Origin of the sequence: Acinetobacter defluvii (assembly GCF_001704615.3) — a bacterium.
Lineage (GTDB): Bacteria > Pseudomonadota > Gammaproteobacteria > Pseudomonadales > Moraxellaceae > Acinetobacter > Acinetobacter defluvii.
In genome coordinates, this window is the sequence record NZ_CP029397.2 from 2,238,780 (window position 1) to 2,261,177 (window position 22,398).

At 38.1% G+C, this 22,398-nt stretch carries 20 protein-coding genes, 1 tRNA gene and 1 CRISPR repeat array; of the genes, 9 read left to right on the forward strand and 12 right to left on the reverse strand.

Translation table 11 applies throughout. The features are described from left to right. Positions 1–149 precede the first annotated feature (149 nt). The 4 genes from DJ533_RS13085 (at position 150) to DJ533_RS13100 (ending at position 5,453) form a co-directional block, all read left to right on the forward strand. On the forward strand, positions 150–1,418 hold the full coding sequence (locus DJ533_RS13085; protein WP_065995558.1) for a D-alanyl-D-alanine carboxypeptidase PBP6B: 1,269 nt from the start codon (positions 150–152) through the stop codon (positions 1,416–1,418). Between the two features lie 129 nt (positions 1,419–1,547). Beyond that, entirely contained in the window at positions 1,548–2,834 is a 1,287-nt protein-coding gene (locus DJ533_RS13090) for an NAD(P)/FAD-dependent oxidoreductase (RefSeq protein ID WP_065995559.1), read from the forward strand. 143 nt (positions 2,835–2,977) lie between these two features. Beyond that, complete coding sequence (locus DJ533_RS13095; protein ID WP_065995560.1) at positions 2,978–3,460, forward strand: FKBP-type peptidyl-prolyl cis-trans isomerase; 483 nt, start codon at positions 2,978–2,980, stop codon at positions 3,458–3,460. Between the two features lie 580 nt (positions 3,461–4,040). Next, a complete protein-coding gene (locus DJ533_RS13100; protein WP_065995561.1) occupies positions 4,041–5,453 on the forward strand; it encodes a cryptochrome/photolyase family protein in 1,413 nt (470 codons plus the stop codon). 29 nt (positions 5,454–5,482) lie between these two features. Here DJ533_RS13100 and DJ533_RS13105 read toward each other — a convergent pair whose 3' ends face one another. Further along, positions 5,483–5,941: a hypothetical protein gene (locus tag DJ533_RS13105; RefSeq protein WP_065995562.1), complete on the reverse strand. Its 459-nt coding sequence runs from the start codon at positions 5,939–5,941 to the stop codon at positions 5,483–5,485. Positions 5,942–6,187: 246 nt separating this feature from the next. Here DJ533_RS13105 and DJ533_RS13110 point away from each other — a divergent pair. Next, positions 6,188–6,263, forward strand: a tRNA-Asn gene (locus tag DJ533_RS13110). Between the two features lie 112 nt (positions 6,264–6,375). Beyond that, a CRISPR array of direct repeats spans positions 6,376–8,624; the repeat unit is 28 nt; unit sequence TTTCTAAGCTGCCTACATGGCAGTGAAC. Between the two features lie 200 nt (positions 8,625–8,824). Here DJ533_RS13110 and miaE read toward each other — a convergent pair. The 9 genes from miaE to DJ533_RS13155 all read right to left on the reverse strand — a co-directional run bounded on the left by miaE (position 8,825) and on the right by DJ533_RS13155 (position 16,817). After that, the gene (miaE, locus tag DJ533_RS13115; RefSeq protein WP_065994571.1) at positions 8,825–9,481 is read right to left on the reverse strand and encodes a tRNA-(ms[2]io[6]A)-hydroxylase; all 657 of its coding nucleotides are present in this window, start codon (positions 9,479–9,481) and stop codon (positions 8,825–8,827) included. Positions 9,482–9,508: 27 nt separating this feature from the next. Further along, positions 9,509–10,234 (reverse strand): pyridoxine 5'-phosphate synthase, encoded by a 726-nt coding sequence (gene pdxJ / locus DJ533_RS13120; RefSeq protein ID WP_065994572.1) that lies wholly within the window; start codon positions 10,232–10,234, stop codon positions 9,509–9,511. A 30-nt stretch (positions 10,235–10,264) separates the two neighbouring features. Then, complete coding sequence (gene recO, locus DJ533_RS13125) at positions 10,265–10,984, reverse strand: DNA repair protein RecO (protein WP_065994573.1); 720 nt, start codon at positions 10,982–10,984, stop codon at positions 10,265–10,267. 9 nt (positions 10,985–10,993) lie between these two features. After that, on the reverse strand, positions 10,994–11,182 hold the full coding sequence (locus DJ533_RS13130) for an NF038104 family lipoprotein (protein WP_065994574.1): 189 nt from the start codon (positions 11,180–11,182) through the stop codon (positions 10,994–10,996). Between the two features lie 31 nt (positions 11,183–11,213). Beyond that, entirely contained in the window at positions 11,214–12,242 is a 1,029-nt protein-coding gene (gene era / locus DJ533_RS13135) for a GTPase Era (RefSeq protein ID WP_065994575.1), read from the reverse strand. 5 nt (positions 12,243–12,247) lie between these two features. Further along, entirely contained in the window at positions 12,248–12,940 is a 693-nt protein-coding gene (gene rnc / locus DJ533_RS13140) for a ribonuclease III (protein ID WP_065994576.1), read from the reverse strand. Next, entirely contained in the window at positions 12,912–13,286 is a 375-nt protein-coding gene (locus tag DJ533_RS13145) for a DUF4845 domain-containing protein (RefSeq protein WP_065994577.1), read from the reverse strand. Before DJ533_RS13145 ends, rnc begins: the two co-directional genes overlap by 29 nt. A gap of 295 nt (positions 13,287–13,581) precedes the next feature. Further along, positions 13,582–16,089, reverse strand: a complete 2,508-nt coding sequence (locus tag DJ533_RS13150; protein ID WP_065994578.1) for an ABC transporter permease — start codon at positions 16,087–16,089, stop codon at positions 13,582–13,584. After that, positions 16,086–16,817 carry an ABC transporter ATP-binding protein gene (locus DJ533_RS13155; RefSeq protein WP_065994579.1) on the reverse strand — a complete coding sequence of 244 codons (732 nt, stop codon included), beginning with the start codon at positions 16,815–16,817 and terminating at the stop codon, positions 16,086–16,088. Before DJ533_RS13155 ends, DJ533_RS13150 begins: the two co-directional genes overlap by 4 nt. A gap of 16 nt (positions 16,818–16,833) precedes the next feature. On the opposite strand from DJ533_RS13155, the gene DJ533_RS13160 reads away from it, so the two are divergent. Together DJ533_RS13160 and DJ533_RS13165 are read left to right on the forward strand one after the other, a co-directional pair. Next, positions 16,834–17,478 (forward strand): arylesterase, encoded by a 645-nt coding sequence (locus DJ533_RS13160; RefSeq protein ID WP_065994580.1) that lies wholly within the window; start codon positions 16,834–16,836, stop codon positions 17,476–17,478. Between the two features lie 229 nt (positions 17,479–17,707). Further along, positions 17,708–18,916 carry an MFS transporter gene (locus DJ533_RS13165; protein ID WP_065994581.1) on the forward strand — a complete coding sequence of 403 codons (1,209 nt, stop codon included), beginning with the start codon at positions 17,708–17,710 and terminating at the stop codon, positions 18,914–18,916. Between the two features lie 88 nt (positions 18,917–19,004). Here the strand turns inward: DJ533_RS13165 and thrH are convergent, their stop codons facing one another. Next, positions 19,005–19,622: a bifunctional phosphoserine phosphatase/homoserine phosphotransferase ThrH gene (gene thrH / locus DJ533_RS13170; RefSeq protein ID WP_065994582.1), complete on the reverse strand. Its 618-nt coding sequence runs from the start codon at positions 19,620–19,622 to the stop codon at positions 19,005–19,007. A 190-nt stretch (positions 19,623–19,812) separates the two neighbouring features. Between thrH and DJ533_RS13175 the strand changes: the two genes are divergently transcribed. Both DJ533_RS13175 and DJ533_RS13180 read left to right on the forward strand, forming a co-directional pair. Further along, complete coding sequence (locus DJ533_RS13175; protein ID WP_065994583.1) at positions 19,813–20,544, forward strand: phosphoadenylyl-sulfate reductase; 732 nt, start codon at positions 19,813–19,815, stop codon at positions 20,542–20,544. A gap of 187 nt (positions 20,545–20,731) precedes the next feature. Next, on the forward strand, positions 20,732–22,123 hold the full coding sequence (locus DJ533_RS13180) for a WS/DGAT/MGAT family O-acyltransferase (protein WP_065994584.1): 1,392 nt from the start codon (positions 20,732–20,734) through the stop codon (positions 22,121–22,123). Positions 22,124–22,182: 59 nt separating this feature from the next. Here the strand turns inward: DJ533_RS13180 and DJ533_RS18710 are convergent, their stop codons facing one another. Then, complete coding sequence (locus tag DJ533_RS18710; protein WP_171488564.1) at positions 22,183–22,356, reverse strand: PA1571 family protein; 174 nt, start codon at positions 22,354–22,356, stop codon at positions 22,183–22,185. Positions 22,357–22,398 lie beyond the last annotated feature (42 nt).

The following is a 22,398-nucleotide window of genomic DNA, read 5'->3' on the forward strand; positions in this document are numbered from 1 at the left end:
TTTAAAGGTAATTATTTATTAGATTAACATTTTTTACAAAGCAGTGCTTTATTCGTGCATTTTGATTGTAAAACTGACTAGCCAGAATAGCGAAAAAAGCATAGCATTCGTTATGTTTTTCACCTCCTGTTTTACTAAGGCTGTCCTCCTTGAAAATTGTCACTTATTTGCTTGTCTTCATCTGTTCGTTTTGTTCCACGCTAGTTAACGCAGCCTTATTAAATATCAACCCCATGTCAGTAGAAGCGGAAGCTTGGACAATTTTAGATACCCAAACAGGACAAACCATCGCAGAACATAATAGCCATGTGCAACGTGCGCCTGCCTCTATGACTAAAATGATGGTGGCGTATATTGCCTTAAAAGAAATCCAAGCTGGACACTTGAAAAAAGAAGAAATACTGACCGCGACACCGATTGTAAAAATCGTGCAATGGGATGAATCGCAAATGTATCTTAAAGAAGGTGAACAAATTTCTGTCGATCAACTGATCGCAGGTTTGATTGTGATGTCTGCCAATGATGCAGCAGTGACTTTAGCCGAACGAATTTCAGGGACACTCCCCGCTTTTATTGAGCGCATGAACAAAGAAGCCAAAGCATTGGGCATGAATGATACACATTTTACCAATGCGCCAGGAATCACCATGCCTGAGCATTTTTCTTCTGCACATGATATGGCATTGCTTGGACAAGCAGTAACTCAACACACCCCTGATTATTTATATTATTCGGTAATGCCGAGTTTTAGTTATAAACAACATTTTCATCATGCGACTAATTTACTTTTAAAAACTGATCCGAGTGTTGATGGTCTAAAAACAGGTTTTACTCAAGCAGCGGGATATAATTTAGCTTTGTCAGCACATCGCCCAACGATGAATCCTGATGTACCTAATCGTCGTTTAATTGTGGTGGTCATGGGAACAAAAAGTGCAGCAAAACGTGCTGAAGTTGCCCATAAACTTTTAAACTTAGCGTATGCCTATACCCGTGATGAGGTTGTGATCAAAGACAAACAACTGATTGCTGAGCTTCCAGTGGTTAAATCTACATTGAAAATGTTTAAAGTTGAGGCTAAAAAACCACAAATTGTCACCACCAGTTTATATAATAATGCCCAACCGATTGATCTTATGACATTTGACAATTTGAATTCTAAGATCATGCAACCTGACACAACTGGTTTATTATTTGCCATTCAGCCCTTACAAAATACAGAAACACATTTAAATGTTGAGCTTAATGAAGCGTCACTTACCGCTCCTTTAGCAAAAATGATGCATTTAGCCAAAGTCAATGTTTATCAAAATGGTCTTTTACTACAATCTTTTGACATTAAAGATGAGGTTCATATTGAACAAGCATCATGGTTTGAACGTCTACTCGAATGGCTAAAAGCATTGTTTGGTTTCTGAGTAATATAAAACCCGACTCATTTACTTTGTTTTGTTATAAGTATGTAAATTGTAAAACAAAAAATACAAATCACCTCAAAATGGATGGCATATTAATGCCATCTTTCAATAACAACTATTAGGTAATTTATGTCAAAACTTCATCATATCGTGATTGTCGGTGGTGGTGTGGGCGGCTTGGAACTGGTCACACAACTCGGCGACACTTTAGGCAAAGCACAAAAAGCTAAAATCACATTGATTGATCCAAAGCTGACCCATATCTGGAAGCCGCTTTTACATGAAATCGCTGCGGGAACGATGAATCCCAATGATGAAGAAACGCATTATTATGCCCATGCGGCAAAACATCATTACCAATTTATTCAAGGTTGTTTTGAACATCTAGACCGAGAAAATAAAAAAATTACCTTAGTTAAACCTCAAACGACGAAATACGAAGCTGCAAGTGAAAAGCAAATTGTTGAATACGATACCTTAGTGCTTGCTGTAGGTTCTGTATCCAATGATTTTAATACACAAGGTGTTAAAGAATATTGTCATTACTTAGATAGTCCTAAACAAGCAGAAATTTTCCAACAAGATTTACTCCATCTCTACTTAGATGCACAAAATACCAATACTGAACGTAGCCTGAATATTGCGGTGATCGGTGCAGGTGCGACAGGGGTAGAACTTTCGGCTGAATTGGTTGAAGCTAAACAAAATTTTTATAATTATGGTTTAAATAAAATCAATCCAAACCAAGTGAAAATTTCTTTGATTGAAGGTGCTGATCGGATCTTGCCTGCATTGTCTGAAAAAATTGCAGAACATGCGGATAAGCAATTACATCACATGAAAATCGATGTATTAACCTCAAAACGTGTAGAAAAAGTTGACGCTGAAAAAGTCTACTTTAATGATGGCACAAGTATTCAAGCTGAGCTTAAAGTTTGGGCTGCGGGGATCAAAACCCCTCAAGTAATAGCGGACTTACCAGATTTTAAAAAAGATCGTATGGGACGTTTAGAAGTATATGCAACTCTACAGACCAAAACTGATCCAAATATTTTTGCTATAGGCGACTGCGCTAACTGCATCTTAGATGCACGAGAAGCAGCACTCGGTCCACGCGCTCAAGTTGCAAGCCAACAAGCGACTTTTATGGTTGATGCGCTCAAAGCACGTGTCAATGGGAACAAACAACCAATGTTCCAATTCTCAGATAAAGGCTCTTTGGTTTCTTTAAGTAAAAATAAAGCCGTGGGTGAATTATTGGGACAAGTGAATGTACAAGGTTTTGTCGCAAAATCCATGTATGTATCGCTATATCGTTTACATCAAGCCACGATTTATGGTTATGCTCATGCAGGATTGCTCACCGCTAAAGATTTTGTTACACGGAAAATTGCACCGCGGATAAAATTGCATTGAAATTTTATAATTTGCCCTTATTAATGAAAAAACCATCAAAAAAGTGGTAAAAATGCTTTTTTTTCGTAAATTTAGTCTACAAAAATGGCATTTCACTTTATGATGTACACTTATAATTATCTATTGTCGTATGGATCAATAACATGACTGCTATTGCAAATAACCAAGTGGTTTCTTTCCACTACACGTTGACTAACGCTGAGGGGGAAACTCTCGATAAATCACAAGGTGAGCCACTCGCATATTTGCATGGCGCAGGCAACATCATTCCTGGTTTAGAAAAAGCGTTAGAAGGCAAAACTGTAGGTGATAAATTTACTGTAAACGTGCCTGCTGCTGAAGGTTATGGCGAATACAACCCTGACCTTGTTCAAGAAGTGCCAAAACAAATGTTCCAAGGCGTTGAGAACATCGAAGCAGGTATGCAATTCCAAGCACAAACTGAAGATGGCGTGCAAATCGTGACTGTTAAAGCAGTGGAAGGCGACAATGTTGTAGTAGATGCAAACTTTCCTCTTGCTGGTCAAGACCTTACTTTTGAAGTAGAAATCGTTGAAATTCGTGATGCTTCTGCTGAAGAATTAGAACATGGTCATGTTCACGGTGTAGGTGGTCATCACCACTAAGATCATTCCGATCTGACAAAAAGGCAAAGTTTAATACTTTGCCTTTTTTATGCGCTTTAATTTCTATTCTCATTATTTTTTATTTCATTATACCAATCTGTTAAATTAACATTATATAAATTAAACTCTTTTACTTTTCTGCACCAATTGCTTTAAACGTGGTGATACGATCATGAGGCGACATGGATGTCGCTGTTGGACAAGGGTGATATGGATATCCCCTTTGTCCAACAAAGAATTTTTGTCACTTTTGATCCTTCAAAAGTGAGATGTCGACTACACAAAGTAATTTAAACTTTTCAATCTACGACGAGTCTGTGCAAACCTTTAATTTATATTATCTAACTTTAATCGAATGGTATTACTTTGTCACTTTTGATCCTTCAAAAGTGAGACATCGACTACACAAAGTAATTTAAACTTTTCAATCTATGACGAGTCTGTGCAAACCTTTAATTTATATTATCTAACTTTGATCGAATGGTATTACTTTGTTAATTTTAGATTTTTACCCTAAAATCAATATCATTCTATTTTAGATTCATCCATTTCTTAATCTCCAAGCCCAATATTAAAGATCATGAAACGACAACTGATTTGGTTTCGCCAAGATTTACGCATTCAAGACCATGCCGCACTTTGGCATGCAACACAATTAGGCAATACCATTGCATTTGTTGCCCTTTCACCTGAACAATGGCGTAAACACCACGATGCACCAATAAAAATTGATTTCTATTTAAGACAACTTACTGAACTTAAACACCAACTTAAATCAATCAATATCCCATTAATTATTGATATTGTTCCAGTGTGGAAAGACCTTCCAAAGCATATTTTAAAACATTGCCATACATTTAATATTGAAAATGTACATGCCAATATCGAATGTGGTGTAAATGAACTTAATCGTGATTTTCAAGTACAAAAACTGTTAAATCAGCAGAGTCGTGATTTAGTTTTATATCATGATCGCAGCATTTTCCCTGTAGGTTCAATCCGAAATAAATCTAATCAACCCTACCAAGTCTTTAGCGCATTTAAAAAATATTGCTATGAACAGCTCAGTATTTCGATTCCAAAGTCCTATCCAACACCTGAGCCACAGGCATTTTTAGACATTGAAATTGAAGATAAAATTCCAAGTTTGCAACAACTCGACTTTAACGAGCCTCAATTAAGTCAGCAATGGCAAGTGAGTGAAAGTCATGCACACTCCCTATTAGAACATTTTATAGAAAATCAAGTCACCACTTATCAAACGACTCGGGACTTTCCCCATCTTGATGCAACTAGTCAGCTTTCACCCTATTTAAATTTGGGAATTTTATCCATTCGCCACTGTTTAAATGCCCTCTTTCGCACACAGCAAGGTCACTTTCATATTGATAATCTTGGGCAACAAATATGGTTAGATGAACTACTTTGGCGCGAGTTTTATCAACAGATTTTATTTGATTTTCCGCAAGTTTCAAAAAATTTACCCTTTAAAATCAATATGCAAAAAATTCAGTGGCGAGATGCTCCTGAAGACCTTAAAGCATGGCAATATGGAAAAACAGGAATTCCGATTGTTGATGCTGGGATTCGTCAAATGTTACAAACAGGTTGGATGCATAATCGTGTGCGTATGATCGTTGCGATGTTTCTATGCAAAAACTTATTGATCGATTGGCGTTTGGGTGAACAATGGTTTATGCAGCATTTGATTGATGGTGACTTGGCTGCAAATAATGGTGGCTGGCAGTGGTGTGCCTCTACAGGAACAGATGCTGTGCCTTATTTTCGTATTTTTAATCCAATCAGCCAATCCAAAAAGTTTGATGAAAATGGTGATTATTTAAGAAAGTGGCTACCTGAAATTGCTCATCTGGATGCAAAAAACATCCATGAACCTTATGCTAAAAATCCTGATTTACAACTCGATTATCCTCACCCTATTGTTGATTTGAAAATGAGTCGTGTGAGAGCCATTGAGGCTTTTAAGCAATAATCAACTTAAAAGCCTTTTCATCAAAATACTTAAACTGCATGTTTAAAGTGATTTAAAGAAAAGTGAATAGGCTGGTTCGGACGATCAATCGACTCAAAGAAACAGTAATATTTAAATACGCGATCTAAAGCAACATGGATGACTTTCTGCTCAGACACAGACCAAACTTTGGCATGGTTTGCACCTGAAAATGTACTGCCTACCAATTGAAATAAATATAAATCATGCTCACGTTGAATCGTTGCTTGATTATTTTTTGAAGTTGTATCGGTTAATGGTTTGCATTGCGCATTGATTAACCATTTTTCGCTAAACCACAGCTGTAGCAAATCACCAAGATATAATTGCTTCTCAGCAAACGGCCACACTTCAAAATAAGCTTGCTCAATTTTAGTGTAATACTGTTCAGGGTTCTGAAGAATCGAAAGATAATTTTCTTGGTAAAAAGATAAATTTGAAAAAATATCGGAAATGCTGAGCGTATTCATTCGCTGTCTCCTATTTAGCCATTTTAGTGCTGGCAAGTTGGTTAAATCCACACGGTTTAAGCAGTTGCTTAAACTCACTTTCTAAATTTAATCTAGCAAGTCATTTGTGGGATTGCAACCATTTCATATATTTTTTTTGAATTAAGATATTTTTGTTCAAATAAAAAGCATACAACTCAAAAATGAAGAAAACATGACATGAAAGGCTTGACCAGCCCAGATATATCCTTATAATCGCACTCAGATTCTCCAATAGCTCAGTCGGTAGAGCGACGGACTGTTAATCCGCAGGTCCCTGGTTCGAGCCCAGGTTGGAGAGCCAAATTCTAAAAAGCCCACTCATTATGCAGTGGGCTTTTTTTATGCCTTGATATTGAATAATAAAAAGCGGATTTAACTTGTATAGTAATTCAATAATAATTGTACTATCTACTATTTTAAGCTGCCTACATGGCAGTGAACCTCGCCATTTGGTAAAGCACATGGTTTTGAAATTTCTAAGCTGCCTACATGGCAGTGAACTCAATATTCCATGTTGGTTGCACAAACTTTCGTTTCTAAGCTGCCTACATGGCAGTGAACGTGAAAGCACTGTCTTGGTACTAGGTAATGATTTTCTAAGCTGCCTACATGGCAGTGAACCGAAGCCGTTCTTATTGAGAACGGTTTTTTTTTCTAAGCTGCCTACATGGCAGTGAACTAAATGGTTTTAAGCGCTATGGTGTTTCTACTTTTCTAAGCTGCCTACATGGCAGTGAACGATACAACCTGATACCAGCACAGAAAATTTGTTTTCTAAGCTGCCTACATGGCAGTGAACGCTCAAGCCAAGGCTGATGCTGAGCGTAAAGCTTTCTAAGCTGCCTACATGGCAGTGAACTTCTTGCTAAAGATTTCAGCATTCTTCTTAAATTTCTAAGCTGCCTACATGGCAGTGAACACTTAAAATAAATGTCATGGTTTTGATATTGTTTTCTAAGCTGCCTACATGGCAGTGAACAAATACTTGCAAGAGAAATAGAAAAATTTAAATTTCTAAGCTGCCTACATGGCAGTGAACACTTGCACCGAAGCTCAAGCCAAATCCTACATTTTCTAAGCTGCCTACATGGCAGTGAACGTAAAAAGAAAATCAGAACTCGCTTTAAATCTTTTCTAAGCTGCCTACATGGCAGTGAACCTGACGAGTAAGATATACCCGTTATTTTTACATTTCTAAGCTGCCTACATGGCAGTGAACTCACAAGATATTTGTAGAAGATGGATAGAAAATTTCTAAGCTGCCTACATGGCAGTGAACCTGTAGCTTTTGTATTCCTGCCTTTTATCAATTTTCTAAGCTGCCTACATGGCAGTGAACCAATCAAAGTTGCAGAGTCTTGAGGTTTATCATTTCTAAGCTGCCTACATGGCAGTGAACGCAAATACACGTGAAGCAGTACGGGCTTTATCTTTCTAAGCTGCCTACATGGCAGTGAACATTGATTTACGACTTCAAGAGTTGCCACAAGATTTCTAAGCTGCCTACATGGCAGTGAACCATACGTTGCCGTATTACGTTTAAATGAATCATTTCTAAGCTGCCTATATGGCAGTGAACATCTTTATTATAGACCTGCTGGCGATCCGAAATTTCTAAGCTGCCTACATGGCAGTGAACCCCCTTTTGAGCAGTTAGAATCATCTTTTGCATTTCTAAGCTGCCTACATGGCAGTGAACTCAGACTGCACAACATCAATACGCTGACCAATTTTCTAAGCTGCCTACATGGCAGTGAACCGGTTATTGTAGTTGCTGAAAATTCTTGTACTTTTCTAAGCTGCCTACATGGCAGTGAACGTTGGTATGTGGAAATGCCAAAAGATGCCAATTTTCTAAGCTGCCTACATGGCAGTGAACGTACGTGCCGCAGATCGGACAAGCGTACGTCAGTTTCTAAGCTGCCTACATGGCAGTGAACTCATTCGCTCTTGATAAGTCGCTTGCAGCTTATTTCTAAGCTGCCTACATGGCAGTGAACCACCAGTCGTCATAATCTCAATATCTGAGTCGTTTCTAAGCTGCCTACATGGCAGTGAACCACCAGTCGTCATAATCTCAATATCTGAGTCGTTTCTAAGCTGCCTACATGGCAGTGAACTAAAACAATCTGACTGTAAAAAATGGATTAATTTTCTAAGCTGCCTACATGGCAGTGAACTTTTCTTATCTTCTTCCGTCGGAGAATAATCTTTTCTAAGCTGCCTACATGGCAGTGAACATCGCTTCATATCCTTGTTTTTTATTCTTAGCTTTCTAAGCTGCCTACATGGCAGTGAACCTGTTGCAACTTCAAATGCTAATGCTGCGGATTTTCTAAGCTGCCTACATGGCAGTGAACGCTATACTTTTCCCTGCGGTAGCCGTTCTATTTTTCTAAGCTGCCTACATGGCAGTGAACTGGATTTATGGGATTTGTATGACTTTTCTTTATTTCTAAGCTGCCTACATGGCAGTGAACTAAGAATGTTCAAGACGTTGTTTCAGGCTCTTTTTCTAAGCTGCCTACATGGCAGTGAACGAATCAGGTCAAAACTTGGATAAATATCAAAGTTTTCTAAGCTGCCTACATGGCAGTGAACAAGAAACAGTATGAAAGTACGACTGGTAATAGTTTTCTAAGCTGCCTACATGGCAGTGAACAGTAAAATTCTAACCATAAACAAAATAAAAACATAGAGTTAATTTAAAAAAATCAAAATTACCCAAGTTTTTCATTCAAGTTATAAGTCATTGATTTATATAAATTGTTAAAGAGCAAGAAAATATTGGGGTAAAAACCTGCATTTGTCAAAATAAAAAAGGAAGTATAAACACTTCCTTTCTTTAAAAATCGACTAACTTTAAGCTAAAGCTTTTTCAGGCACACCACTATGAAAACGGAACGTATCATCCGTTGCCAAAATCAGATTCTTTTCAACCTCACGAATATCCGCAATCCGTTGCTGAATATCCTCTTCAGGGTCTTTGAGCTTAGCCGTCTTCGCCACATCCAATGCCAAAGCCAAATAATTTTCATAATGGCGAGACTCTGATTTGAGCAAATAACGATAATAACGTCCAAGCTCCTCATCTACCAAAGGTGCTAAAGCATAAAAACGCTCACAAGAACGTGCTTCTACAAATGCCCCAATCACTAAAACATCGATCAACGCTTCAGGTTCATAGGTACGGATTTCCTTACGCAAACCACCTGCATAACGCCCTGCACTTAAACCTTTCCACTCTTGACCACGTTTCGTCATAAACTCTAAAACTTGCTCATAATGCAACATTTCTTCACGAACAAGCTGAGCAAGTTTGACTTGTAAATCAGTAAAAAAACTATAGCGGAACATCAAATTCATCGCGGTTCCTGCCGCTTTTTTCTCACAGTTGGCATGATCTTGCATTAAAATATCGAGATTATTTAATGCTTCATCTAACCATGCTTTGGGTGTTTCACAGCCTAAAAAACCAATGACCGGTTGCATCAGTTCATCATAATTAATATTTGACATGATTACTTTTCAATACATTCTATAAAATTAACGTGCTGCTTGGATTGCTGCTTTCATGTCTTTCACCGCTTGTTGCAAACCCACAAATACACTTTCAGCAATGATTGAATGCCCAATATTTAACTCATGAATTTGTGGAATTGCAGCAATCTCAGCGACATTGTTAAGATTCAAACCATGCCCTGCATTTACCACTAAACCTTTCGCAGCAGCATACTCAGCACCTTTGATGATACGTTCTAGCTCTTGATGATGTGTATCTTCTGAATGTGCATCTGCATAAGCACCTGTATGTAATTCAATGGTTTGTGCACCACATGCCACAGCCGCATCGATTTGTGCAAAATCCGCATCAATAAATAATGACACATCACAACCAATCGCAACCAACGCCTGCGTTGCAGCTTTAACATCTTCAAAATGCCCAACTACATCCAAACCACCTTCAGTCGTTACTTCTTGGCGTTTTTCAGGGACAAAACAAACATGATGCGGCTTAACTTCAAGTGCAATCGCCACCATTTCATCAGTGACAGCCATTTCCAGATTCATACGAGTTTTAATCGCAGTACGCATACGATATACATCATCATCCTGGATATGGCGACGATCTTCACGCAAATGAAGCGTGATCCCCTCTGCACCCGCTTGCTCACACACTAACGCTGCCTGAACAGGATCAGGGTATTGTGTTCCACGTGCTTGTCGAAGCGTCGCAACATGGTCAATGTTTACACCAAGCAATGCAGCCATACTATTTTCCTAAATACTTAAAAATAAAAACTATCGGTTCAAAGTTTTAGACTGGGAGTTTTGGATCCACAGTTGTCGACTTTTTAAAGGGCGATCACCAAGCAATGATGTAATCATTTGGCGATAAAGTTTCGACAATAATTGTAACTGTTCTGGATTAAAATCCCTACCCTTTTCATAATTTGCCATACTTAAAATCTGCTCACCGGTTAAGGTTGCAGATGAGGTATGCGAAACAGGTATAAAACCATCAGACAATTGAAATTGATAACGTTGTGTTGCGCTGATCTGTTGTTGCTGTGCATCTGCCTCATAGTCCAACGGATAACCTAATTCTTCTAATAGCGCATATTCAAACTGACGTAAAACTTGCTTTAAAAATACGTTAGGATTGGCATGCTCTGCTAAGTTTTGTAAATGTTCTAAAGTAAAATGATATTGTTGAAAAGTTTGTGGCATCGCTTCTTCTAAGGGACACAACCTTAAAAGAATTTCATTTAAATAAAAACCTGAAAAAAAAGCATCCCCATAAAAAAATACAGGTTGATTGAGTATTTCTAATTTTGAAAAATTCTTCAGCTCACTCTTACCTGTGGCTTGTAAAGTAATCGGCTGGTATTGTGGTGGCGGATTTTGTCTTAAAATTCCATCGACACGCCCATATTCTTGTGTAAATAAATGCACAATATGACTGCGTTCTCGGTATTTTCGATGGTGGATCAAATAACCATGCAAGACTTCATTTCGCATCTTGCCGAACTAATCATCCTTATTTTTTTTATTATCTTCGTCATCACCATCAGGAATGACCGCACCTACCACGGCAGCGGTGCCCTTGACGACCCCTTTTGTAGTTTTATAAGCAACTTTGACAGGAACCGTAACGAGTTTATGTACGCAGCCTTGTAAAAAGAGAATACAGGTCACAATTGCTAAAACTTTCATCATTACGGTTCTATCCTTTTTCTAAGATCAGCGTTTAAATATCGCTATAACCTAAACTCTTCAATGCACGTTCATCATCAGACCATCCCCCTTTGACTTTCACCCAAAGCGTTAGCATGATTTTTTGTTCGAACATTTTTTCCATATCGACACGTGCATCCATCCCGATTTTTTTCAGCTTAGCACCTTTTTCACCAATCACGATGGCTTTTTGACCTGAACGGTCTACAAAAATTGTGGCATCAATATAAGTACATGCTGCTTTTGGGCGACCTGTTTTTGGGTTTACCGTCGCTTCTTCAGTTTTAAATGACTCAATTTGTACCGTTAAATCATAAGGCAATTCCTCACCTAACTGACGCATAATTTTCTCACGAATTATTTCACTCGCAAGAAAACGTTCAGAACGGTCAGTTACTTGATCCAAAGAATAAAGTGGTGGTTGGAACGGTAAATATTTTTCAATTGCATCCCGCAAATGATCTAAATTTGCCCCACGTAATGCTGAAACAGGAACAATTTCAGCAAAATTCATCAACTTAGCACGTTCTTCGATCAACGGTAAAATCTGACGTTTATTCTCTAAAGTATCAATTTTATTGATAATAAGAACCACTGGCATTTCAGCATTTTTCAGCTTTTCTAAGACCAACTCGTCATTCTGTGTCCATTTTTGTGCATCCACAACAAATAACACCAGATTAACGTCACGTAACGCCGAGTTTGCAGCTTTATTCATCATTTTATTGATGGCACGCACTTCTTTTTTGTGCATCCCTGGCGTATCCACAAAAACCGCTTGTGACGTTTCACGACTATCTATACCAATGATTTTATGACGAGTCGTTTGCGGTTTACGCGAGGTAATCGACAACTTTTGACCAAGTAAATGATTCATTAGAGTCGATTTACCGACGTTTGGACGACCCACAATCGCCACAAAACCACTTTTATAGTCAGCAGGAATTTCGGTTCCCTGCGCAATAAAAAATTGGTTAATTAAATCATTGCCGTTGTCATCTGGCTCGTGATCAGCATCAACGTGATCGGAATGTGTATTCATGCAGTTTACTGCTCCAATAACTTTAAAAAATCTGCCGCCACTGCCTGTTCTGCAAATCGGCGGCTTGAACCCTCACCCATCATTTTAGGCAGGCCGTCTACTAAGCATTCTACTTTAAAATGCTGATTTGGTGCATCACCCTGAATATCTACAACCTCATAACTTGGTAATGGCTTTTTACGAGCTTGTAGATATTCTTGGAGACGTGATTTTGGATCTTTGAGTTGATCTGTAGGCTCAATATTCTCCAAATATGGTTCATACCATTTTAGAACAATATTGCGCAATGCAGGCAAATCCTGACAATCCGTATAAATCGCACCAATAATCGCTTCTACCGTATCTGCCAATATTGACTCACGATGATGACCGCCTGATTTCAATTCACCTGTACTTAAAATTAAACTGGTGCTTAATTTTAAGTCATTGGCAATTTTACCTAAAGCTTCTTGACGTACTAACGTCGCACGCATACGTGTTAAACGCCCTTCATTTTCCTGTGGATAAGCATGATATAAATAATTTGCAATAATCATACCCAACAATGAATCACCTAAAAATTCTAAGCGTTCATAGTTGTACTTATGGCTGACTGAACGATGGGTCAGCGCAAGCTGGAGTAACTCAGGTTGTTTAAATTCATAGCCGATACGACGCTGTAAGCGAGGATCACTTACTTTGAACTGACCTTTGATCAAAACTCTTCTCGAATGTTTGGACTAAATCAATATTCATAAAAAATGGCTTTCTTACTTCATATTTTTTAGTCACTGTTAAGCCATTATCCGTTGACACAGTCGCAATATCCTTAAATTGAATATCTCGAATATTGTTCATGTCTAAACGTTGACTCATTTGACTTTCAAATTTAGATGGTGTGATATCCGTTGAGCTTTCTTGCATCAGTTGCTCAATTTGATTATCGATCACACGATCATCCCAATACGATGGCCACAGTGCTAATGTCGCTTTAACGATAAAAGCAAAAACCACGATTCCTAATAAAATCGAAATATACGATGCACCTTGTTGAGATTTACGCATTTTTATTATCCACTAGGTGAATTAATTATAACATTTTACAGATATTAAAATAAGACTAGATTGTTGAATCTAGTCTCGTCACACCTGAAAATTCCCCAAATTTAAAACCAATAGCAACACAATAGAATATTATGAAACCATCCATTCTATTTACAGCTATTTTAAAGCAACATTATCTTGCAAAGACAAGACAGATGCTAGATTTAGTCATTGTATTTTCCTAAAAATAATCGAAAACATTGCAGTATTCTCAATACAATTTTTTAAAAGGCTGATATTTGACTTTAGATTGAAATTAATTCATTTCTCTTAAACTCTGTAAAGGTGGAATATCACTTAAATAACTCAAACGATAACGCCCAATCAAAGCGCACACCACAGTCATTAAAATCGGTAGAATCAGCCAAATTTGCCAATGCGGTTGAATCAGCATATCCATGCGATAACTGGCAATCGCACTGATAATTTCGGCAAAAAAGCATGATACAATTCCTGCGATAAATCCAATAAAACCAATTTCCATCGTCAACATATTTTTAAGTTGCGCTTTGGTACTGCCAAAAGAACGTAACAATGCAACTTCTCGCTTACGTTCATCTAAAAGTAAATTAATACAAGCCACCAGTACCAAAACTCCAGAAATCGTCACCAATATCGCAAGCACCGTAATAATTTGTACCAAAACATTCACCAAACGTTTGATCTCATCCAAAATCACAGAAACATCAATAAATACAGTATTGCTAAATTGTTGAATGATTTTCACCAATTGGTTTTTCTGCTCAAGTGGTACATAAAAACTTCCTAAAAAACTTCCAGCATTTTCATCCAAGGTATTTGGTGCAAAAATAAAGAAAAAGTTCGGGCTAAAACTTTGCCATTCAACAGTGCGTAAATTGGTTACTTGCGCTTCAAACTGCCCTTCAGGCAAACTAAACGTTAAACGATCACCGATTTTTATTGCCAAGTCTTGGGCAAGTTTGGCTTCGATGGATACCCCACCTGCCTTTAATTGGCTTTCACCTTCGACAATCACATTGTCTTTAGGATAATGATCGGCTTGGGTGAGATTTAACTCACGTCTTAAAGAGTTATGCTTTTCCATCAATTCTTTGGAAAATGCTTGCCCATTTTTTGCAACTAATCGTCCACGTACATTTGGATATAATGGCGTTGATGTCCATTTATTTGCTGCAGTTTGCTGTTTAAATGCCTCAACATCTTGTGGTGGCAAGCCATAAATAAATTGGTTCGGTGTACCTTCAGGCAATTGTTGCTGCCAACGATCTAAAATATCACTTCTTAAGACGCTAAGTACGGTAATTAAACTCAACCCTAAAGCCAAAGCAGTAATCTGAATCGCAGTTTGGGCAGGTACACGTACATAGCTCGACCAGCGATTTTTTAGCGCTTTAATCAATTTTAAAATGATAAATATGATGCTAAACAATACAGCGCTGAGTAAGATAATTGAACCGATCACTAAACTGGTCAGCACTAAATTTTCAGTCAAAACCAAACTAAAAACAATCAAACTGATCACACCTGTCACAAACATCCACAGCAAAGAACTTTTTGATTGTTCTTGCTGGCGAATCACACGAATCGGTGGTGTCCGTAACAGCTGCCATAAACTTGGCAAAATAAACCCCAATAGCACGATTGCACTGGTAAAAATCGCAATCGGCAATGGACCAAACAACATACTCAGTACTGAAAACTGCAATTCTAGTGATGGAATCAATTGCAACATCAATTGTAAAAGTCCATAACCCAAAATCATGCCCAAAATGGTACCCACAAGCATTGCAATTGCAACCACAACCAACAATAACACCAGAAAAGTTTGGAAAATCTGTTTCTTACTAGCACCCATACAACGCAACAAGGCAATATAGTCCTGATTTTGGTGTACATAGCGTTGACTAGTTAAGGCTATTGCTAAGCCACACAGTAAAATCGTCATGATATTTGCCAATTGTAGAAAGGTATCTAAATTTTCAATCGGCTTAATTAAACGGGTATTGCCATCATTGGCATTACGCAGTTTGAGATCTGATGCGGCTGCAACATCTTGTTCAGCTAAATTATCCTGTGATGTCGAGTTCTGCTGTAAAATCTCTAAACGCTGCTGTTGTTTGTCTTGAAAAGCTTGAAAAAATTGCTCATAACGCTGCGTTTGTGCTTTCTCACCTGCAAGCAATAAACGATACTCGATACGGCTACCGACTTGAATTGCATTGGTTTTAGCAACGTCAGCTTGCGAAATAATTACGGTTGGTGAAAATGCTGAGAATCCTAACTCCTGATTAGAATCATGCTCAATCTTAGCTGTAACTTTAAATTTTCCATCCGCAATTTGAATGTTGTCGCCAATATTCACCTTGAGTAAATCCATCGCACGTGGGCTTAGCCACACTTGTCCTGACTTTAAATATTGTGCTTGTGGTTGGATGCGTAACTCACCACGTAAGGGAAAAGCCTGATCAATTGCTTTGACATTCACCATAACAAATTGTTCATCAGTCGATGCCATCGTTCCAAACAGTGTGACATGCGATTGTTTTAACCCAAGTTGTTGCGCTTGTTTCATCCATGATGTTGCAAGCGGTGAATTATCACTTAAAACCAAATCCGCAGCTTGCATTTTTGCTGCTTGTAAGGACACAGCATCTTGCACTTGTTCATTGCTAAACTTCAAAGCAGTGGTGGCACTGATCGCAATACTTAATGCAACAATTAACAAATAAATTCCTGTTGTTCCAAAGCTCTGTCGAAACAACGGCTTAAATAATGCGATCATACCGACACCTCAGTATGCTCAATCAATTGACCTTCTTTAAGTTCAAAATGTCGTTGGCACTGTGCAGCCAGTTTTGGATCATGCGTCACCAGTACCAACGTTGTACCTAATTCACGATTGAGTTCAAATAATAATTGCTCAATTTCTTGTGCGGTATGCCCATCTAAGTTGCCTGTCGGTTCATCGGCAAAAATGATTTTGGGTTCTGAAATCAATGCCCGTGCAATCGCCACACGCTGTTGCTCACCACCTGATAAAACTTTAGGTGTTTGACTACTTTGCCGCTCTAAACCCACACGCTGCAATAATTTTAAAGCTTTCTTTTCAGCATCTGCATAAATAAAATTGGGTTGTAAGCGTAATGGCAGCATGACGTTTTCAAGCGCAGATAAATGTGGCAACAACTGAAAAGACTGAAATACAAAACCGATATGTTTTAATCGAACTAAAGCACGCTGTTCTTCATCCAAATCTTGGATCGCTTCACCACAAATGGATAGTTTTCCAGAACTGGCTTGGTCTAAGGTTGCCAATATGCCCAATAGCGTTGATTTCCCTGAACCTGAACGCCCAGTAATCGCCACTTGCTGCCCTGCCAAAATCTCTAAATTTAAATTTTCAAAAATCGTTAATGTTTGATGTGGTAATTGAATACTTTGTGTAAGTTGCTGTGCAGAAATAATTGCTTGTGGCATGATAAAAGTAGATTCTGGCAAAACCGAAGACATGGTAAAGAAACCCTATATGCAAACTGAAAATTTATTTAAGTTCAAAAAAGTTCAAAAAATAAATGCTTGCTTATTTTTTAGCACGTTATGCTTACTACCTGTTAGTAGTTTTGCAAAAACCGTGATGATTTTGGGCGATAGCTTAAGTGCAGGTTACGGCATCAATCCACAACAAGGCTGGGTAAATTTACTCCAACAACGTTTAAACCAACAGTTTCCTAAGCAACATCAAGTTATAAATGCCAGTGTCAGTGGTGAAACTACCAGTGGTGCTTTGGCACGTTTGCCAAAACTACTACACACCCATAAACCACATGTGGTGGTCATCGAACTCGGTGGAAATGATGGTTTACGTGGACAACCCCCACAAATGATTCAAAAAAATCTCGCGCAATTGATTCAAATGTCACAAAAAGCCAAAGCCAACGTCATCGTGCTTGGCATGAAAATTCCGCCCAACTACGGCACAACCTATAGCAAAGCGTTTGAGAATAATTACAAAGTCGTCAGTCAGCAGTATAAAGTGAAAATGCTGCCATTTTTTATGGAGAATGTCGCAGGTCATAAAAACTTGATGCAGAAAGATTTGGTGCATCCCAATGCAACCGCACAAAAGATTTTGTTGGATAATGCTTATCCATTGATCAAAGGTGCTTTATAAATCTTCTTTTAATGCAATAAGTAAAGTTCACTCTGGCGTTTCACCCAAAAGCCATAATTTAAATAGGATGAAAAGCACATTAATATGCTGTTTTCATTTACAAATAATCAATCACTTGGTTTGATCAAATCATTCACCTGCATTGTGTCAATCTAAGACATAAAATCTCTTTCTCATGATAAGAGAAATCTGCTATAAATGATATTAATTCTCATTTATAAGCTTAATTATGAGCGTATCACGTTTTAAGCATCGACAAGCAACATCATCCCGATTCAATCCACAAATAGCACTGTTCACACATACTTTTACCTTAATGGCATTCATGGCTGCCTCAAGTGCGCCAACGCCTTTATATCGTCTTTATCAACAACAGTTTAATTTCTCCCCTGTTTTACTCACTTTAATTTTCGCCACCTATGCCTTTACCTTACTGACCACTTTATTAGTCGCTGGCTCACTTTCAGACTATATTGGGCGTAAACCTGTTATTTTTCTTGCTTTAATCTTACAAGCCACCTCCATGGGACTATTTTTATATGCGTCTAATATTGAAATGCTATTTTTGGCACGGGGTTTTCAAGGCATAGCCACTGCTCTAGCTACATCAACTTTCGGTGCAGCGCTACTTGATTTAAGTAAAACCCAAGGCACTTTGATCAACAGTATTTCTCCAATGTTTGGAATGGCGTTGGGCATGATGCTGACTTGTCTAGTTTTGACATTCTCAAGTTATCCACTCTCTTTGGTTTTTGAAGTCTTGATTGTATTATTTGTTGTCATGCTTTGTATTGCTTGGTTTAGCCCTGAAACTACAATACGGCGTTCAGGTGCATTTGCATCATTAAAACCGAAGTTAACTGTCCCATCACAAGCACGAAAAGCCTTATTAATTGTTAGCCCTGTGAATATTGCCTTATGGATGGTGAGTGGGTTTTTTCTCTCGCTTATGCCATCTTTACTGGTTCAAACTTTTAAAAATCCGTCTGTATGGCTCAATGGATCAATGTTTATGACTTTGACCATTATGGGTGCAATAGGAATTCTCAGTTTAAGACATGCACAAACATTCAAAATTTTAATTGTGGGCGCAAGTACCATTGCCATAGGAACCAGTACGATTCTATTGGGCGTTCATCTTTCTCAAGCAACTTTACTCTTCATGGGTGCAGGCGTTACAGGGATTGGTTTTGGTACAGGCTTTATGGGTGCTATTCGTACGGTTATGCCACTTGCCCAACCCGAACAACGAGCAGGTTTAATGGCAACATTTTATGTCATCAGTTATCTGGCTTTTAGTATTCCAGCGATTATTGCAGGTTATTTTGTGAGGCAAATTGGTTTAAGTATGAGTGCGACTATCTATATTTGCATGATTATTGTTTTATCAGGTCTCGCTGTATTTTTTGCAATTCAAAATAAATCTAAACTGTCTTAAAATCTAAAATTATTGCAAATGCCATCTGTCAATAAAAATAAAAGGCGCATTAAACGCCTTTTATTTTCAGTATTACAATTTAATCGAATTAAGCGGGAATATCACGTACAGAAGCATTACGAATCGCCTCTTTCAACGCTGCATAACCATGAATTGGTGGGAATTGAGGGAATTCACGAATCACATTTTCAGGTGCATCAAACAAGAAACCTTGGTCTGCTTCACCCAGCATCGTAGTATCGTTATAGGAATCACCTGCTGCGATTACACGGAAATTCAAGCCATGTAAAGCTTGAACCGCTTTACGTTTTTGGTCTGGTTGACGTAATTTATACGCTGTGATCATACCATTTTCATCAGTTTCTAATTTATGACAGAAAATGGTTGGCCATCCTAATTGCTTCATTAATGGATGTGCAAACTCATAGAAAGTGTCAGAAAGAATAATCAATTGGAAATGCGTACGTACCCATTCCACAAACTCTTTTGCACCTTCAAAAGGTCCCATGTCCGCAATAACCGCTTGAATATCGTTTAAGCCTAGACCATGTTGTTTTAAAATATTCAAACGTTGTGTCATCAACACATCATAATCAGGAATATCACGTGTAGTGGCTTCTAATTCTTTAATTCCTGTTTTTTTAGCAAAATTGATCCAAATTTCTGGTACCAATACACCCTCAAGGTCAAGACAGACGATTTCCATGGGTTCTCCCAATGTCAGAAAAAATTTGCGCTATCATACCATTAAAGATTGCGCAATTTAACGAAACTTTATAAATCTCTTTTCTTCATAAGCATTCTATGAAATCTACTAAGCAGTTTATTTCATTTACTTTAAAATATAAGGAAATTGTAAATAACACCTAGCTTCAAGCTACCTGCCAGGAGCAGATATGACCACGATTCCAACCATTGACCTTGTCGATGCACTTGCTACTGAGTATGCTCACAAATCTCCTATGGAAATTTTAGCGCTTGCTCTTTCACAACAAGGTGAAATTGCCATTTCATTTTCAGGTGCTGAAGATGTGGTACTGATTGATATGGCAGCAAATTTAGGTCAACCTTTTCGCGTATTTAGCTTAGATACAGGACGTTTGCACGCTGAAACCTATCAGTTTCTTGAAACTGTGCGTAAACATTATGGAATTCAAATCGAGATTTGCTTCCCTGAATCTGAAGCTGTGCAAAACCTAGTCAATGAAAAAGGGCTTTTTAGCTTTTATCAAGACGATCACAAAGAATGTTGCGGCATTCGTAAAGTACAACCTTTGCGTAAAAAATTAGCCACCTTGGATGGTTGGATTACAGGGCAACGTAAAGACCAAAGCCCTGGCACACGTACAGAAATTCCTGTGATTCAAGCAGATGCAGGCTTTTCAGGTGAAGGCAAACAACTGATTAAATACAATCCTTTAGCCAATTGGTCGAGTGCTGAAGTGTGGAGCTATATCCGCATGATGGAAGTCCCATATAATCCTTTACATGAAAAAGGTTTTATTTCAATTGGTTGTGAACCGTGTACACGCCCTGTACTGCCAAATCAGCATGAGCGTGAAGGACGTTGGTGGTGGGAAGAAGCAACTCATAAAGAATGCGGTTTACACGCAGGTAATCTGAAATAAGTTGATAAGAAATTGGTAAAAAAAAGTCACTAAATCTAGGGACTTTTTTATAAACTAATCATTCGCTAAAATATTTGGATATTCATTACTAAAACATTTTATAATCATAAAAGTTTTATAATTCAAAAAACAACACTGATCAAAAAATTTGTTAAAATGACATATTGCAGGGAGGCAACCTATCATCATGCGACCACTACATCCTCTTGATTTTATTTTCCTAAGTCTTGAAAAGCGCCAACAACCAATGCACGTTGGAGGATTGTTCTTATTTCAAATCCCTGATGATGCACCATCGACTTTTATTCAAGACCTTGTTGCCGATATTCGCGGTTCAAAAACAATTCCTGTACCACCTTTTAATAATCGTTTAAATGGTCTGTTTTGGGACGAGGATGAAGAGTTTGATATTGACCATCATTTCCGCCATATCGCTCTGCCTCACCCTGGACGCATCCGTGAATTACTGGTTTATATTTCACAAGAACACAGTGCGTTAATTGATCGTGCAAAACCGCTTTGGACATGCCATCTTATCGAAGGTATCGAAGACAATCGTTTTGCCATGTATTTTAAAATTCATCACGCAATGGTCGATGGTGTAGCAGGGATACGTTTGATTGAGAAATCTCTGTCCAAAGATCCAACAGCAAAAAGTATCGTTCCGCCTTGGTGTGTAGAAGGTAAACGTGCTAAACGCTTAAAACAACCAAAAGCCAGTAGAATTAAAAATATTTTGGCAACTCTTAAGGGGCAAATTGAAGTTACACCCAAAGTCACCCAAGAACTTTGCCAAACAGTTTTTAAAGAAATGGGCAAAAACCCCGATTATGTTTCAACTTTTCAAGCACCAAGTAGCATTTTTAACCAACGTGTGAGTTCCTCACGCCGTTTTGCTGCGCAGTCTTTTGAGTTAAATCGTTTTCGTGCGATTTCTAAAGCATTAAATGTCACTATTAATGATGTTGTTTTAGCTATTTGTTCAGGTGCATTACGTGAATATTTGACCACTCAGAATGCTTTACCTAAAAAACCATTGATTGCTATGGTTCCTGCATCATTACGTGATGATGATTCTGATGTCAGTAACCGAATCACCATGATTTTGGCAAATCTCGGTACACATAAAGAAGACCCATTAGAGCGTTTAGATATTATCAAACGCAGTGTACAGAACTCAAAAAGCCGCTTCAAGCGCATGAATGCCAATCAAATTTTAAACTATAGTGCTTTTGTATATGGCGCAGCAGGTCTAAATATTGCCTCAGGCTTACTACCAAAACATCAAGCCTTTAATGTCATTATTTCGAATGTACCTGGACCACGAGAACCGTTGTATTGGAATGGTGCAAAACTTGATGCTTTGTACCCTGCCTCAATTGTATTGGATGGGCAAGCACTCAACATCACCTTAACCAGTTATTTAGATAAACTCGAAGTGGGTTTAACAGGTTGTCGTCGTACTTTGCCTAAAATGCAAAATCTTCTCACTCATTTAGAAGATGAGATTCAACGTTTTGAAAAACTGATTGCAGAAAAAAATCAACTGGAAGATATTGCCAAGTCTGAAACAAACTAATTTTACATCTTAAAAAATATTTTTACACATAGAAAATTAAGGGGCGATTAAATTGCCCCTTAATTTTTAATATTACGACACTGTTTGAGTAGTTGATGGCATACCATCACCACCATATCTTTGGTGATATTCACTTCTTTACCATTTTCATCCAACATCACACAGGTGTTCTTCGGTTGGGTTTCTAATGTGTGTTGTAGATTACGTGTGATAATTTTTTCACTCACTGTCATTTTAACCTCACTTGCTAAGACTCAACGTAGAATCTATGGCTA